Source organism: Gemmata obscuriglobus, assembly GCF_008065095.1.
GTDB classification, from domain to species: domain Bacteria; phylum Planctomycetota; class Planctomycetia; order Gemmatales; family Gemmataceae; genus Gemmata; species Gemmata obscuriglobus.
In genome coordinates this window covers 1923746-1938806 of sequence record NZ_CP042911.1, presented here as the reverse complement: position 1 = coordinate 1938806, position 15061 = coordinate 1923746, and the positions used below count along the sequence as shown (strand labels likewise).

The 15061-nt window shown below is 70.1% G+C and carries 14 protein-coding genes; 1 reads left to right on the top strand and 13 read right to left on the bottom strand.

Annotation, left to right across the window (positions count from 1 at the left end):
* Nucleotides 1-23: 23 nt before the first annotated feature.
* The 10 genes from GobsT_RS08095 to GobsT_RS08055 all read right to left on the bottom strand — a co-directional run bounded on the left by GobsT_RS08095 (nucleotide 24) and on the right by GobsT_RS08055 (nucleotide 8003).
* Nucleotides 24-464 (bottom strand): carboxypeptidase-like regulatory domain-containing protein, encoded by a 441-nt coding sequence (locus tag GobsT_RS08095; RefSeq protein ID WP_010034581.1) that lies wholly within the window; start codon nucleotides 462-464, stop codon nucleotides 24-26.
* Nucleotides 451-1359 carry a DUF1559 domain-containing protein gene (locus GobsT_RS08090; protein WP_010034586.1) on the bottom strand — a complete coding sequence of 303 codons (909 nt, stop codon included), beginning with the start codon at nucleotides 1357-1359 and terminating at the stop codon, nucleotides 451-453. The genes GobsT_RS08095 and GobsT_RS08090 overlap by 14 nt, the downstream gene beginning before the upstream one ends.
* Nucleotides 1360-1370: 11 nt before the next feature.
* Nucleotides 1371-1805 (bottom strand): carboxypeptidase-like regulatory domain-containing protein, encoded by a 435-nt coding sequence (locus tag GobsT_RS37605; RefSeq protein WP_162097338.1) that lies wholly within the window; start codon nucleotides 1803-1805, stop codon nucleotides 1371-1373.
* Complete coding sequence (locus GobsT_RS08085; RefSeq protein ID WP_010034592.1) at nucleotides 1789-2673, bottom strand: DUF1559 domain-containing protein; 885 nt, start codon at nucleotides 2671-2673, stop codon at nucleotides 1789-1791. Before GobsT_RS08085 ends, GobsT_RS37605 begins: the two co-directional genes overlap by 17 nt.
* A 23-nt stretch (nucleotides 2674-2696) precedes the next feature.
* Nucleotides 2697-3611 carry a DUF1559 family PulG-like putative transporter gene (locus tag GobsT_RS08080; protein ID WP_010034594.1) on the bottom strand — a complete coding sequence of 305 codons (915 nt, stop codon included), beginning with the start codon at nucleotides 3609-3611 and terminating at the stop codon, nucleotides 2697-2699.
* Between the two features lie 13 nt (nucleotides 3612-3624).
* The gene (locus GobsT_RS08075) at nucleotides 3625-4053 is read right to left on the bottom strand and encodes a hypothetical protein (RefSeq protein WP_010034596.1); all 429 of its coding nucleotides are present in this window, start codon (nucleotides 4051-4053) and stop codon (nucleotides 3625-3627) included.
* Between the two features lie 41 nt (nucleotides 4054-4094).
* Nucleotides 4095-5018 carry a DUF1559 domain-containing protein gene (locus GobsT_RS08070; protein ID WP_010034599.1) on the bottom strand — a complete coding sequence of 308 codons (924 nt, stop codon included), beginning with the start codon at nucleotides 5016-5018 and terminating at the stop codon, nucleotides 4095-4097.
* Nucleotides 5019-5087: 69 nt separating this feature from the next.
* The gene (locus GobsT_RS08065) at nucleotides 5088-5513 is read right to left on the bottom strand and encodes a hypothetical protein (protein ID WP_010034602.1); all 426 of its coding nucleotides are present in this window, start codon (nucleotides 5511-5513) and stop codon (nucleotides 5088-5090) included.
* Between the two features lie 54 nt (nucleotides 5514-5567).
* The gene (locus GobsT_RS08060) at nucleotides 5568-6497 is read right to left on the bottom strand and encodes a DUF1559 domain-containing protein (RefSeq protein WP_010034610.1); all 930 of its coding nucleotides are present in this window, start codon (nucleotides 6495-6497) and stop codon (nucleotides 5568-5570) included.
* A 15-nt stretch (nucleotides 6498-6512) separates the two neighbouring features.
* The gene (locus GobsT_RS08055; RefSeq protein WP_010034612.1) at nucleotides 6513-8003 is read right to left on the bottom strand and encodes a DUF1553 domain-containing protein; all 1491 of its coding nucleotides are present in this window, start codon (nucleotides 8001-8003) and stop codon (nucleotides 6513-6515) included.
* A 628-nt stretch (nucleotides 8004-8631) separates the two neighbouring features.
* Between GobsT_RS08055 and GobsT_RS08050 the strand changes: the two genes are divergently transcribed.
* Nucleotides 8632-11871, top strand: coding sequence for an RNA polymerase sigma factor (locus GobsT_RS08050; protein WP_010034615.1), 3240 nt, complete (start codon nucleotides 8632-8634; stop codon nucleotides 11869-11871).
* A 305-nt stretch (nucleotides 11872-12176) separates the two neighbouring features.
* Here the strand turns inward: GobsT_RS08050 and GobsT_RS08045 are convergent, their stop codons facing one another.
* The 3 genes from GobsT_RS08045 to GobsT_RS08035 all read right to left on the bottom strand — a co-directional run bounded on the left by GobsT_RS08045 (nucleotide 12177) and on the right by GobsT_RS08035 (nucleotide 14983).
* A complete protein-coding gene (locus GobsT_RS08045) occupies nucleotides 12177-13199 on the bottom strand; it encodes a DUF1464 family protein (protein ID WP_010034617.1) in 1023 nt (340 codons plus the stop codon).
* 187 nt (nucleotides 13200-13386) lie between these two features.
* Nucleotides 13387-14022: a PEP-CTERM sorting domain-containing protein gene (locus GobsT_RS08040; protein WP_010034620.1), complete on the bottom strand. Its 636-nt coding sequence runs from the start codon at nucleotides 14020-14022 to the stop codon at nucleotides 13387-13389.
* Between the two features lie 88 nt (nucleotides 14023-14110).
* Nucleotides 14111-14983, bottom strand: coding sequence for an NADP-dependent methylenetetrahydromethanopterin/methylenetetrahydrofolate dehydrogenase (locus GobsT_RS08035; protein WP_010034622.1), 873 nt, complete (start codon nucleotides 14981-14983; stop codon nucleotides 14111-14113).
* Nucleotides 14984-15061 lie beyond the last annotated feature (78 nt).

Below are 15061 nucleotides of genomic sequence, written 5' to 3'. Positions count from 1 at the left end.
TGCTCCTGTGTGGGTAACGGAACTCAGTCGAGTACGAACGCCGGGAGCGTGTTGTCGCCGGGGGCGATCTGGACCTTCCACCGCGCCTTGGCCGGGTCCGCGAACCGCCCCTTGAGCCGGTCCGGCCCTTCGGTCGCGTCCGGGTCGCCCTTCGGCGGCGGGCCGGGCCAGGTGATCGTGACCGCGTACTCGCCGGCGGGCGCGCCGTCCTCGCCCTCGTAGGTGCGGAGCCGGAACGTGCCGTCCGGGCCGGTCCGGCCGAACGGCTTCATGGCGCGCGCCTTATCGCCCTCGGTCGCGGTGAGCACCACCCAGGCGCCGGCCACCGGCTTCCCCTGAAGGCGGACCTCGCCGCGCGTCGGCTGGGCCGGCGGAGGGCCGCCCGCGCCGCAGCCGAGCGCGGTGAGCAGGGCCAGCGCCCCTGCCAGCCGCGCCGCGGGCGGCGCGCGGTCAGAACTCGCCATCGCTCAGCACCTCACCGCCGTTGCGGGTCACCAGGGCGTAATACAGGTACTTGTTGACCCCTTTGCGGACCGTGCGGACCGACCCGTCGGCGAACACATGGTTCGCGCCGGCCGGGTGGAACGCGTACGTTCCGTAAAAGTTGTTGCAATTGACGACGCAGGTGCCGTTCTTGGTGGTGCCCGACTCGTCCCAGCTCTCGACCACCGCCGACTGGTACGACGCCCACGCCCCGATCGAAGAAACGCCGTCGGCGTAGGGCGTCCGGGCGCCCGTCGCGTTGTACCCGTCCGGGCGGCCCGCCACCTCGCGCAGCACGAGGGTGCTTGAGGTGCCGTCCGGGAAGTTTGTGAGCGGACGCACCGCACTTCCTTGACTCAGTGCCATGTCGTCGATCAGTGCGGCGCTGGTGCCCCCGGCCGCGCCGGGCATGGCGAACGTGGGGTCTTGAACGATGTTGCACGCGTAGTAGTCGCCGACGGCCCCGTACATGCCGTTGGCGTTCATTTTGATGAGCCGCTCGGGGCTCGGGGCGGCCGGGCACTGGTAGACCGGCAGCGGCTTCTTGAGGGCCTCGTTGTTCTCGGGGGCGAAATAGCTCTGATCCATTTTCAGCGCGGCCTTCACGTTCCCCTGCTCGAGGTAATCGAGGATCAGCACCGGCCAGCCGACGTTCGGCTCCGGCAGCGGGTACGAGCGGCGCGGCGGCAGCCCGTTGTTCGCGCCCGCGTAATTGTGCATGGCCAGCCCGATCTGCTTCAGGTTGTTCTGGCACTTCATGCGCGCGGCGGCCTCGCGCACCTTCTGCACGGCCGGCAGCAACAGGCCGATGAGGATCGCAATAATCGCGATCACCACCAGCAGTTCGATCAGGGTAAAGGCGGAACGTCGGGGCACGGCCGGGGTCCTCACGGCAGGTGGAAGTCGATCGTGTTCGGTTCGGCGCGCACGGCGGCGCGCAGCTTGGTCGCTCTCGGGTCCGCGAACGCGCGCTTGAGCCGGTCCGGCGGGACCTCTTCGTCCTCGCCCGGTTCCAAGGCCTGGCCCTTCGGGCGCGGCCCGGGCCAGTAGACCGTGACCGCGTACGCGCCGGCCGGCGCGCCGTCGCCGGTGGCGTAGGTGGTCAGCGTGTAGCGGCCGTCCTTGTCGGCGGTGGCCTGCGCGCGTACGGCCCGCGGGTCCGGGTCGTCGAGCGGGTGGAACCCGACCATCGCGCCGGCCATCGGCTCGCCCTTGCACGTCACCCGTCCCGAAACAGGGATCACCGGCTTGCGGCCGTCCCGGGGTCCACAGCCGGCGGCCAGCACGACGAACAGGGCGGCCAAGCTAAAAGTCCGAGCCATTCACCACCTCACCGGTGCTCGGGGTCGCGACGGCGTACAGGACGAAGTTGTTCAGCGCCGGCGTGACGAACCGGACCGACCCGTCCATCAGCGCCACGTTCGCGCCGTTCGTGTGGAACCCGTAGATGCCGTCGGCGTTGGTGCAGTTGACGGTGCAGGCGCCGGGCTTGGTGGTGCCGTCGGCCGAGTGCCCGCGGGCCTCGATGTGGTTGTGGGTGTGCGCCCACGGCCCCTTCACCCCGGCGTTCTGGATGGCCCCGGTGTCCCGGCCGGCGTTCCAGCGGTTCGGCCGCCCGCCCATCTCGACCACGGCCAGGGTGGTCGAGGTGCCGTCGGTGATGTCGGTGACCCGCAACTCGATCCCCTGCATGAAGACCCCGTTGCGGCTGGTCGTCGCGGGGAGCCAGCCGAGCGTCATGAGGGACGGGTCGAGGCCGCCGTTGGCCCCGAAGTCGCTGACGCTCGACGCCCACGCCCCGCCGTTGAACGTGCCGCTCGCGGTCCGCTCGGGCGAGGACGGGCACTTGTACGTCTTGACCGGCTTGGTGACCGCGTCCTGGTTGAGCGGGTCGCGCCAGTCGAGGTCCGGGCGGTACAGCTTGAACACGTTGTCCTGCTCGATGTGCGGCAGGATCAGCGTGCCCCACGCGGCCCCGGTGCCCGGGAAGGCCCGCGGGGGGAGCTTGCCGTTGGCGTTCTCGTAGTTGTGCAGCGCGAGGCCGATCTGCTTCAGGTTGTTCTGGCAGCTCATCCGCGCCGCGGCGTCGCGCACCTTCTGCACGGCGGGCAGCAACAGGCCGATGAGGATCGCAATGATCGCGATCACCACCAATAGCTCGATCAGCGTGAAGCCACGGCGAGCGCGCATGAGTCCGGATCTCCTGTGGTGGGTCAAAAGTCGTTCGGGCCGAGCACCTCGCCGCCGGCGATGCTCACGAGCGCGACCAGCAGTTCCTGGGACAGCCCGGCCTTGAGGAACCGCACCGACCCGCCCACGAACAGGGCGTTCGCGCCCCCGGGGTGGAACCCGTAGATGCTGGCCCCGTTCGCGCAGTTCACCGCGCACGGGCCGAACTGCTCCCGGCCGTCGGCCGTGTACGAGCGCAGGTGGTTCCAGTTCGGCGCCGCCCACTGGCCGTTGAGCGCCGGCATCTGCGGCTTCCCCGACCGGTCCTCGGCCAGTTTCCCGGCGCGCCACCCGTTCGGCTTGTCCGCCATCTCGACCACCAGCAGCGTGTTGGCGGCGCCGTCCTGAACATCCGACACGTGGATGCGGCGGGTGATCTTGCGGTGGTGCATCGCGCCCGGGTGCAGGTTGCCCGGGTCGTTGTTCTGGTAGTACGCGCCCGCGGAGCCGACGTAGTCCGTCGGGGCGGCCTTGAAGCTCCGCGCGGCGTCGTCGGGGTCCTGCGTGAGCACCCAGCGGTCCGGGTGCGGCGCCGCCGGGCACAGGAACGCGGGCACGCGGGTCGCGGCCACGTCCCGGTTGCCGCCCGGGCCGGGCGCGAACCAGTCCTGGCCCGGGGCGTACGCCTTCGCCAGCTTCTCCTCGCCGATGTGGGCCAGGATCTCGCTGTTCCAACTCCCGCGCGGCGCCGAGCCGTCGCGCGGCAGGTTCCCGTCGTGGGCCGCGGCGTACCCGGCCGCGCCCTTCCCGATCAGGCGCAGGTGGTCGGCGCACCGGGCGCGGGCGTCGGCCGCCCGCACCTTCTGCACGGCCGGGAGCAACAGCCCGGCGGCGGCCGTCCCCAGCGCGACGGCCGCCAACAGGTCGACCGCGGCGAACCCGCGAGTGAACCGCTTCACGCGCACCCCTCCGTTACGGCAGGTCGATGTTAATGGTGTTCGGCTCGGGCCGGACGGTGTACCTCAGCTTCGATTTCGCGGGGTCCAGGTACGCGCCCTTCAAGCGGTCGGGCGGGTTCGGCACCTCGAGCGCGTGCGGCTCCGGGGGCGCCGGCGGGACGTACAGGATGACCCCGTACTCGCCCTCCGGGGCGCCGTCGTTCAGTTCATAAGTGGTGAGGCGATAGTTCCCGTCCGGGTCGGCATTCGCGCGGCACTTGAGCGCCTGCGCGAACGGCTGCCCGAGCGGGTAGAAGGTGACCACCGCGTGCGGCATCGGCTCGCCCCTGAAGGTGACCCGCCCCTTCACCGGGTACACGGGCACCTCGCCGGGCCGCTTCGAGCCACACCCGGCCGCCGCCAGCGCCGCGCACACCGCGGCCATCGTCAACCAGATTCGCATTCTGCCCCTCGCTCGGATCGGGACGGTTCGGCCGCCCCGGCTCAGTCGTCGTTGATGTCGCCGCCGTTGAAGCTGACGTACCGCTTGACGGTCTCGGCGGTGGTGTTCTCGCCGAAGAACCGGACCGACCCGTCGCCGATGAGGGCGTGCGCGCCGCCGGTGTGGAACCCGTACAGCGCAGCCCCGTTGCGCTTGTTCACGATGTACGGGCCGAACTGGACGGTGCCGGTCGCGTCCCAGCCCCGCATGTTGTTGTTGTTCGGGTTGCACCAGGTGCCGTTGTTGCTGTGCTGGTAGGTGGTGACCGTGTTCGTGTTGTCGGTGGTCAGCTTGCCGTTGATCCACAGGTTCGGCACGTCCGCGTTCTCGAAGATGACGAGCGTGTTCGAGGTGCCGTCGGTCACGTCGGTGATGCGCCGCTTGCCGATCGCGGCGGTGCCGCGGATGGTGCCCTCGACCCAGTTGAACGGGTTGGTCGAGTAGTAGAACCCCTCGGCCACGGTGTAGTCGGTGGGCGCGGCGCGGAAGCTGCCGCCGGTCACCTCCGGGTCGGCGATGAGCGGCATCCGCTGTGCGCCGGGGTTCGCCGGGCACACGAACACCTTGAGCGGGACCTGCCCGGCGGCCCGGTTCTGGCACCCGTTGGCGGTCGCGGCCCAGGTCTGGGTCTGGTCGATCATCTTGTACACGTTGTCCTGCTCCAGGTACGGGAGCAGCAGCGTGGTCCAACTCAGCCGGCGGTTGGTGCCGTCGTACTTCGGGAAGCAGTCCTCGTTGGCGCCGGCGTAGTTGTGGACCGCCAGCCCGATCTGCTTCAGGTTGTTGCCGCACACCATCCGGGCGGCGGCGGCGCGGACCTTCTGCACGGCCGGCAGCAACAGGCCGATGAGGATCGCGATGATGGCGATCACCACCAGCAGCTCAATGAGGGTGAACGCGGGGCGAGTGGAGCGGACGCGCTTCATGGAGCACCTCGGATCGAGCGTGAACGTTGGGTTGCAAGCCGGGACGGATGTCGAGTACGGGACGAGACATCACTTGATTTCGAACGGGGGTAACTCGTTCTCCCCCGGCCGGACCGTTACCCGGCAGAACGGCTTGGCGGGGTCCCGGTACGCCCCGCGCAGCCGGTCGGCCGCTTCGCCGGTCCCGTCGCCGTTGGCGCGCTGCGGGTCCGGCCACGTGATCGTGACCGCGTACTCGCCCTCCTTCGCCCCGTCGTCTTTGGTGACCGTCGTGAGCCGGAACGTGCCGTCCGAACCGGCGACACCGGAGGCGGGGGAACCCCGTCCGGCAGCGACGGGCACGAGAACGACGCGCGCGCCGACGGCCGGACGACCGGCCGCGAGGCACGTGCCCCGCACGGGCTGAACGTCCGACCGTTCGGCGCCGCCACACGACACCGCTGCGGCCGAGGCGAAAGCAATGAACGAACGGCGAACCAAAACGATCACCTTCATGTCTTCACGGGTTACGGTTGAGTGAAGTACGGACGGGTGGCGAACCCTGAACCGTCAGAAGTCGCTGTTCGAAAGGACCTCGCCGAGGTTGTAACTGACGAGCGCGTAGACCACCAACTTGTCCGCCCCGTCCCGGAGGAAGTGAACCGAGCCGTCCGCGAAGAGGACGTTGATGCCGCCGGTGTGGAAGCCGTACAGCCCGCCGTTGTTCGAGCAGTTGATAATGCACGGGCCGTGGTTGGTCTGGCCGGTCGAGTCGAAGCTCTTCACCGAAGTCGCTTCCCATCCGACCCACGCCCCGCCGAGCCCGTGTTGGACCGGCAGGGCGCCGTCCAACTTCCCGCGCACCCACTTGTCCGGCCGCCCGGCCGACTCGCCGATGATCGCCGTGTTCGACGTGCCGTCCGTGATTTGCGTCAGCTTGCGCTGGGTGTTGTCGTACCCGTCCAGCGCGCCGACCGTGTCCCGCCACGGCGTCGTTGGGAACGCGATGGGGTCCCAGAACCGCCAGAAGCCGACGTAGTCGCTCGGCGAGCCGGTGACCGCCGGGTTCGTCGCCGTGGCGAACCCGGGGACGAGGTCCACCTTGGCCTTCGAGCGGGGCGTCGCCGGGCAGACGAAGACCGGGATCGAGGCGTTTGCGGCCGCTTGGTTCGCCGGATCGGAGAAGTCCACGTTCCACGAATACGAACTCGCAACCGCCCCCTGCTCCAGGTACGGCAACAGGTACGCTGTCCAGGCGTGCTTCGGACTGACGGACGACGTGTTGTTGAAGACGAGGTAGGGCAGGCCCTTTTCCGCGTCGTGGTAGTTGTGGACCGCCAGCCCGATCTGCTTCAGGTTGTTCGCGCACTGGAGCCGGGCGGCGGCGGCCCGCACCTTCTGCACGGCGGGTAGCAGCAGCCCGATGAGGATCGCGATGATCGCGATCACCACCAGCAGCTCAATGAGGGTGAACCCGCGGCGCGGGCGGTGGGATCTCACGGTGTCGGTCTCCGATTAATGGTTGGTGCCGAACTCGCTGCCGTTGAGCAGCGCCCAGAGCACGTCCGCGAGCGCCGGGCCGGCGTCCGCGCCGCGCGCCAGGTGCCGGACAGCCGCCGCGGACTCCTCGGCGGTCGGCGTCCGCCCGAGCGCGGCGAGGTACAGCGCCTCCACCTTCGCCGCGGCGTCGAGGAACGGCGCGCCCGCCACCGCCTTGAGCGCCGGCGACGTGGCGGGGTCGGTCAGTTCGGCGGTGACGGCGCCGTTCATGAGGGCGAGGCTTTGCAGGATCGACCGCTGGGCGGTGCCCGCGCGCTCGCCCCGGAACCGCTCGGCGAACCGCTTGCGCGCGGCCGCCGCGTTGAGCGGGTCCAGGTCGGTGCGGTCCGGCGGGAGCCCGGCCGCGCCCCGGAGGCTGTCGTAGAGTTGCTCGCCCGTCAGCCCGCGGACGGCGGCGCGGGCGAACAGCCGCGGGTCCGAACTGCCGCCCGGTGGCGCCACCGACGAGAGCTGGTACGTCCGCGTCTGCACCAGCGCAGCGGTGAGGTGCTTCAGGTCGAAGCCGCTGTCGGCGAAGGCCGCCGCGAGTTCGTCGAGCAGTTCGGGGTGGCTCGCGGGGTTCTCGCCGCTCAGGTCGTCGAGCGGTTCCACCAGCCCGGTGCCGAAGAGCTGCGCCCACACCCGGTTGACCGCGTTCTTCGCGAAGTACGGGTTGCCCTTCTTCGTCACCCACGCGGCGAGCACGCCGCGGCCGGTGTCGGGGGCGAGGGCCGCGGGCCACGTCACCGGCTCCCCGGTCAGGAGCTGCGGGCCGAGCTTCGTGCCGGTGCCCGGAACGCCGATCTCGATCTTCTGAGCCCCGGCCCCGGCCTCCGAGGGGCGAGCGAAGAACGCCGCCGTTTCCCAGAACTGGTCGCGGGTCCAGCGGGCGAACGGGTGGTTGTGGCACTGCGCGCAGTCCAGGTTGATGCCCAGGAACGCGCGGGTGATGTTGGCCGCGAGGTTCTCGGGCTTGAACTCGCTGGCGACCAGGAACGTCTGCGGGGCGGTCCCGGGGGCGCGCGCCGCCGGGGCGGTCAGCAGGGCGCGGACCACGCGGTCGTAGGGGGCGTTGTCGCGCAACTGGGCGGCGATCCAGCCCTCGATCTCGTCGCCGCTCGCGGCCGGGGGCTGCGGCACCCACTCGCGGCGCCAGAAGGTGGCCCAGTGACGGGCGTACCCGCCGGAGCCGAGCAGCCGCGCGACGAGCGCCGGCCGCTTGTCGGCGCCGCGGTCCTTGATGAACGCTCGCGCCTCCGCCACCGTCGGGATGCGCCCGACCAGATCGAGGTACGCGCGGCGCGCGAACGCGGCGTCGGTGGCTAGAGCCGCGGGCGCAACCTTCTCGGCCTTCCACCGCGCGGCGATGCGCGCATCTACCTGGGCCGCCAGCTCCGCGGGCGATGCCGCCCGCCCGGTTCCGTGGATCAGCAGCAAGGTCAAAGCGGCGAGAACGGCGGGTCGCACGCGGGCGGGCCTCCGAAGGCGGATCAGGGTGAACCGCGCTACCGGCACGTCCCCAATTCGTTGGAGGGTGCGAGCAGCGCGGGCGTGTGGCGAACGGCGGCGCACGCAAATGCAATTCGTGTACCGAAGAGAATTTCCGGCTAAATCACACAGATCGCATCAAGGTCAGGCAGGCAACTGGACAAGTTGCGATCAGGCACGAGTACGCTGTGACCAGTTCGAGGGAGGAAATGGGGCCCGGCGGACCCGGCTATTCACGATGCGATTACTGCCATTTATGATGTCGTTCACTGTTCACGAACCCGGCCTCACCGGGGCGACATAGGGGCCGCAATGACCTGAAGTACCGATCGCCTAGCAGCCGACCGCACCGCGAGCGAACTCCAGTCGTTTCAAGTTGGCGCGGCCGAGATGAGATCACTCGCGGAACCCAACACTTACACCCGCCTGCTGACGCAGGGGGTTCGACAAGCCACGGTCGAACCGCTTGCGTCAGCAGGCGGGTGGCGCACAACCGACAACGTGAAACGACTGGAATCGGGTTTTCGTGTTGCCACGCACATTCGCGCGACGCGCCGACCGCCGCCGCACACTATTTCGGTGAGCAGTCACACCGGAGGGCTACCCCGTGCCCCGTTCCGCCGTCGCGCTGGCGCGTTTCGCCCTTGCCCACGACACACCGAACACGGACGCGCAACTCCTGAGCGCGTTCATCGCGTCGCGCGCCGAAAACCCGTTCGCGGAGTTGGTCCGCCGGCACGGATCAATGGTCCTCGCGGTGTGTCGGCGGGTGCTGTCCGACCCGCACGACGCGGAGGACGCGTTCCAGGCGACGTTCCTGGTGCTGGCCCGCAAGGCGGGGAGCGTGCGCGGGGCGAACGTGGCCGGGTGGCTGTACGGGGTCGCCGTGCGGACCGCCCGCGGGGTGCGACTCGCACGCGACCGGCGCGAGCGACGCGCTGACCCGGATCGGAAACGGGATCACACGAGCCCGGCCCCGGCGCCCGGCGACGCGCTCGCGGTCGCCGAGCAGGCCGCGATCGTCGACGAGGAACTCGCGCGGCTTCCAGAGTTGTACCGCGTGGCGGTGGTGCTGTGCGAGTTAAGAGGGCTGTCGCGGCGCGAGGCGGCAACGGAACTCGGCGTACCAGAAGGCACCGTCTCCAGCCGGCTCGCCGCCGCGAAGCGCAAGCTCGCGTCACGACTCGCCGCCCGCGGGGTCGCGCCTTCGGTCGCGCTCGCGGTGCTGACCTCCGGATCGATGACCGTTTCGGCCGAACTCACCCGGGCAACGACGGGCGCGGTGAGCGGCGCCGCCGGCGGAACCGCGGGCGCGGCCGCGGCGGTGGTCCTGAAAGCCATGCTGTTCGATCAGTTGCGGGCCGGCGCGGTCGTGGGAGCGGTGTGCCTCGCGCTCGCGTGCGGCGGGCTGGCAATGACCGGTTCGGCCGACGCGCCGCCCGCACGCGGGAACGCGACCGCACCGGCACCGCACCCCGTTGACGATTCGATGGCGAGGCTGATCGCGCAGTTGGGCAGTGAGAGTTTTGCCGAACGAGAGGCTGCGGAGAAAGCACTCCGCGCGCACGGCACGAAAGCGGAACCCGCGCTGACGGCCGGGCTGCGGTCCGACGATCCCGAAGTCCGCGCCCGGTGTGCGGTGGTGCTGGTAGGGGTGCGGAAAGACGCACTCGCCGCCCTGGTGAAGGGGTTCGACCCGAAGGTCGAACCGCAACCCGCGCACCCGATCTGGAAACGGTTCCAGGCGATCACCGGGAACACTTCCGCATCGCGCGAGCTGTTCGCCCGAATTCTGAAGCGCCCGGAGTGGGTCGCCCGGCTCGACGCCGCGGAAGCCAACCCGGCGGCCGCAGCCCGGCAGTACCGTGACGCGGTGACCGAGATCGGGACGCGCTTTCAGAGCAATATGGCGGTGTTCTTCCGCATCCCCGTTTGGCCCGCGGACACCGCGGAGGAAGCCGCGTATCTGCTGTTCCTGGGGAGCTACCCGGGAACCGAAACCGCTCCCCCGGCGAACGACACCCGGGCCTTATTCTCGACGGGCGAAGGGCGCCTGCACTACGCCAAAGGAATGTCGCTGGGACTGCGGGGTCTGGAGATCGCCCCGGGGCCGGAGAAGCGGTACGACGCGACCGCCGCACTCCCCAGCGGGAGCGATCGCGTGTTCTGGAAGTTGCTCGCCGCGTGGCTCCCGCGCCGAGCGGACACATCGGTGCTGTACAACAGTTTCGATCTGGCCGTCGTTTCGCGAGCGGCCGATGTGCTACCGGCCGCGCGGCTCATCGCCGGAGACGGAAAGCGCAGCGCGGGCGAGCGGTGCGGCGCCCTCCGCGCGGTCGCACAGTTCGGCGCGGCGAGCGATCTGCCGCTCTTCGCCGAACTCTACGGCGACGACACGCCTGTTGTTTTCCCCCCGCCACCGAGCCGTTATTCACCCGGCCCGCGGTCGCGCCGGCTGATCGCCAGCGACCACGCCGTCGCGCTGGCGCTCTTGCTGTGCGACCAGGACCCGTTCGAGTACGGGTTCGCCCGCGCCAAGGGGCTGTTCCAGCGCGAGAACCGGCGCCCCGTAATCGCAGGGTACGGCGCGGAAGACTTCGGCTTCAACGATGACCCGTCCCGCGCCGCGGCGCACGCGAAGGCCCGGGCGTTCCTTGATGAGCAAAAGCCGAAGGGGCCGAAGAAACCGCCGGCCCCGGTCGCAGCGCAACTCGTGGAGCAGTTGGGCAGTGAAAGTTTTGCCGAACGAGAGGCTGCGGAGGAGAAGCTGAAAGAACTCGGTGCCCCGGCCAAGGCTGCCGTACTCGCGGGGCTGAAGTCGGACAACCCCGAGATCGCGCGGCGGTGCGCCGCCGTCCTGCCCGTGCTCCGTCGGGCCGACTGGCAGCGCGCCGCGGCCGCGTTCGCCGCGAACCCGGACACGTTCAAGCACCCGGTCTGGACGAAACTCAAGGCCGTCACCGGCGCCGGCCCGGACGCCCGCGCCATCTTCGCCGAACTCCTGGCGAACGAACGGGCGTTCGTGGGAATAGTCGAAGCGATCGAGAACCCGAACGCGGCCGAGCGGTTGCACCGGGCGGCCCACGCGCGACTGGCTCAGGATCTCAAGGGCTGGTACGCCGCCGACGCGAAACGAAACGCGGTGACCGCGCTAACGCAGTGGTCGCCGGAACGCGGCACGTACCCCGCGATGCTCCTGTTGGGCACGTTCCCTGGCACTGAGGCGGTGCCTGCGCACCGCGTGCGGCTCGATGCACCACGGGATGAACACACCGCATGGCACGCTTGCTGGGCCGGGCTCGGTGCCGAGCAGCGGCCAGCACCTGGCGCGCTGGGGCGCCCGCCGGCCGCCCTCCAGCGCCTGTTTGTGGCGTGGCTCGGGGCACGCGAGAACCCGGACGCCGCCGTTTCCGGGTTCTCGACGCTCCTCATGCTCGACTGCCGGGAAGGAGCGGCCCTGGCCCATGCCGTTGCGGCCGATGCCAAGCGGACAGAGCGTGCGCGGGGTTGGGCGCTGCTGTACCTCGCGCAGGGCGGAACCGCGGCCGACACCGCCGCAGCGGTGGCAGCGTTCGGCGACGCGCGCGAGTTCGCCTCCTCGCGCGAACGCACCTTGCAGATGCGAGACATCGCCACCGCCGTCGCACTCAAACTGAACGGCGAGGAGCCGGCCGACTGGGGCTTCTCCGTCAGGCGCGGGGCCGCCGCACTCAAGAGCGCCGGGCCGCACCAACTGGGCTTCACGAGCAACTTCGTGCGCGACCCGCTGCTGAAGGCCGCACAGGCGAAGGTGGCCGAGCTGACCGCGCCCCTTCGCACCGCACCGGCGCCCCGCGCGAAGCCGTGACCGGTACAGTGTGTCCCGCCCCCTCCGCGCGTCGTGGCTCTGGTCCTGAGTGCGGCCCGCTCCGCGAGCGGTGCTTCGCGTATCAAATTTACCACACCCGATGCGACCCGCACTCCGTCGCAACCGCTCGCGGAGCGAGCGGGCCACACTCAGAACCAGAACCACGCCGCGCGAACTTGAAACTACTGCCCGTAGTTTGCGGCTCACGGCAATGTTCCCAGACCGCCAGCTTGAAACTACGGGGTTTGGGACCGGACGGACCGCGTCGCAGTTCGTCGCCCCGCCGGCAGTGGCGGGTGGGGCGCCTATTCTGCCAAGAACTGCCGGCGCACGTCAGCGGCCCGCGGGTGCGTGAGCCAGTCGAACACGGTGCCGCTCGCCGCGCGCAGCCGCAGCCACTCCACCAGCGGTGCGAACGTGCCGCCGCACAACCCGTCGGCGAGTAGGGCCGCTCCCTGTGCGGCGTGCTTCACCCAGGCGCCGGGCAGATCGCCGGCGTAGTGCAACCGGAAGAAGCCGTTCGGCAACTCGCCCAGCGCCTGCTGAACGAGGTCCGGGTCCGATCGCAGCAGGCTGCCGCTGTAGTACACGTCCTGACACCCGTGGACGTTCAGCAGCCCGTAGACCGCCTTGCAGAACGATTCGCGAAACGCGGCGCGGCCGGTGTCGCGGTCGGGGGCGTCGTTCACCCCGCCGTGGAACAGGTCGTTCTTGCCGAGCGGTGAGAGCAGGTACGCGGTTTCTCCGTCCCACGCGCCCCCGCTCCGCGCTCCGAGCGGCCCGCTCGTTCCGCCCAAGCCGTCCACGATTTGCCGGCCCTTCAGCACCAGGAACGCGGTGAACGCGGAGCCGAACTCCACGACCAGCGCGGGCTCGTCGCTGTTGTGCTGGGCCAGCGCGAGCGCGGCGACGCACAGCTTGTCCGCGGTGCCGAGATCGATCTTGTTTAGTTTGCGGTGCGCCGGGACGCTGGGCAGGTGTACGACGCCCGGAAGGAAGACGATCGGCAGCCCGCTGGCCCGCAGCGCGCGAACCGTCGCGGAGAAGCCGCTGACGCCCTTCGCGCCGGGCTCGTCCGGCCGCACGAGCGACATGAGCGCGAGTTGACGGTCGGTGCAGGCTTCCGCGCGGACGAGGGGGAGGCCGTAACCCGACGGCCCCGCGACGAGGTCGAACGGCCCGTGGTCGGTGAGCCATCGCACCGGCGCGGCGGGGTCGGCACGCAACTCGGCCGGTTCGATGCGCGCCTGCGCGATCACGCGCCCGTCTTCGAGCGCGAGGAGGTCCAGCGAAGAGGTGCCCGGGTCGCACCCGGCTACGCGCGGCATACGGGTACTTCTGAACGCGTGTTGGTATTAAGCCTACGCTGGCTGTTACGGCTTGGCCGAGGTGAGGGCGCGTATCACCAAAGCTCGATGGAGAAGCCAGAATATTCTGACAGGATCGACAGGATAAACGCAATCGATTTTTATCTCGTCAATCTTGTTCATCCTGTCGAAATCTGTCTTCATATTATCACTTCGTGCGGCGGAACCGGCGCAGCCCGATCGGGGCCAGCCCGAGGGCCGCCAGAACGAGCGTCCCCGGCTCCGGGGTCGCGACCGGGGCGCCAGACCCGACCCACACGTTGACCGCGGCCTGCCCGTTCCCGTCGGTGAACCGGTTCGCCCCCCAGACCGTGTACGTGTTCCCGCCGAGCGTCACCTGCTCGCGCTCGTCGAACCAGAACACCGTTTGCCCGCTCCAGCCGGAGCCGGTGGCGTAGTTGCTGTACATGTGGGCGCGCCCGTGCAGCGTCAGGATCGCGCTCTCGCCGGAGGCGTAATCGACCAGGTTCACATCGACCGCGAAGTACCCGTCGTTGTTCCAGTGGGTGGTGCCGTCCGGATGAACGTCGCGCGGGTCGGGGGTGGGGATGCGCCCCGGCTCGTAGGCGACCACGCCGAGCGTGACGGGCTGGGTGCTGTCGAGTTCGGCGCTGCGCGTCGCCGTCGATGTCACGACCGGAACGAGCGCCATGCCGAGCTGGGGTGCTTCGGGGGAGGTGGTGAGGTTCCCGGCCCCGAGGGTGAACGCGATCGGTCCGGCGCTGGCGAGGGCGGGCAGGCAAGTCAGTGCGCAGAAGCTCAGTGCTGATAATCTGACCGCCATTCGTCGCTCCAGGTGTGGTGGGCGGCGAATGATGTTCGATTTCGGGCCGGCGTGTCAACCCGAACTTCGTCCGGGCCGCGGGCGCCGGTCAGGGCAGTTGCAGCGCGAGCGCGTAGACCTCTTCGACGTCCAGCACCGCGTTGTTCGCCTCGAACAGCTTGCCGATGGCGGCCCGGTGGACCTTCATCTTGGTGCCGCCGACGCCCAGCGCGCCGTAGCAGATGTGGCCGTCGCGGTCGGCGCCCTTGTCGCCGAGTTCGACCCCCTCAATGCCGGACGGGGGCACGCCGTTCAGGTCGATGGCGACCTTCAGCGATTCGCACCCGCGCCGCAGCTTCTTCGGCAACAGCACCGCGCCCGCGGCGCCGGCGGCGACGACCAGGGTGCGGCCGTCGAGGGCGGCCGGCGCGTCGGACGACGAGGCCACGCTCACCGCTTCGAGATGCCCGCCGGGGATGTGCGCCCGGATCGCCTCGCACACGGCCTCGGCGCGCCCCTTCTGGCGCGACCCGAGCCGGACGTGCCCCCCGGCCTTGGCCAGGAGCCGCGCGACGCGCTGGCCGACCGGCCCGGTGCCCCCGAGTACGAGGGCCTTTGTCTTGCTCAGGTCCAGGTGCCGCCCGGCCGCCCGCACCGCGGCGGCGGCGGTCGTGTTCGCGCCGTTGGAATCGAGCATCAGCGAGACGCTGAGCCCGTACTGCGGGATCAGGTGCTTCTTCACCTCGGCCAGCACCGCCTCGCCCGCGGTCACGTCGGACCCGCCGACGAAGATCGCGGTCCGCGCGAGGTCCTTGCCGCCGCGGGTGAAGATGCACCCGTGGACCAGCGGCATCACGTTCTGGGGCGTCACCCCGCCGTAACTGAAGGTGTGCTGGACGCCCGCGTCCACCGCGACCACGCGGTCGAACACGCTCGGCAGCGGATCGGTGTCGAGCTGGACGAGGATGGTGGCCTTTTCCATTTCGGAACCTTCAGAAATGCGGAGTGCGGAGCAAAGGCAAAAGAGGCTCGGCTTCTTGCCTTCGTTCCGCACTCCGCA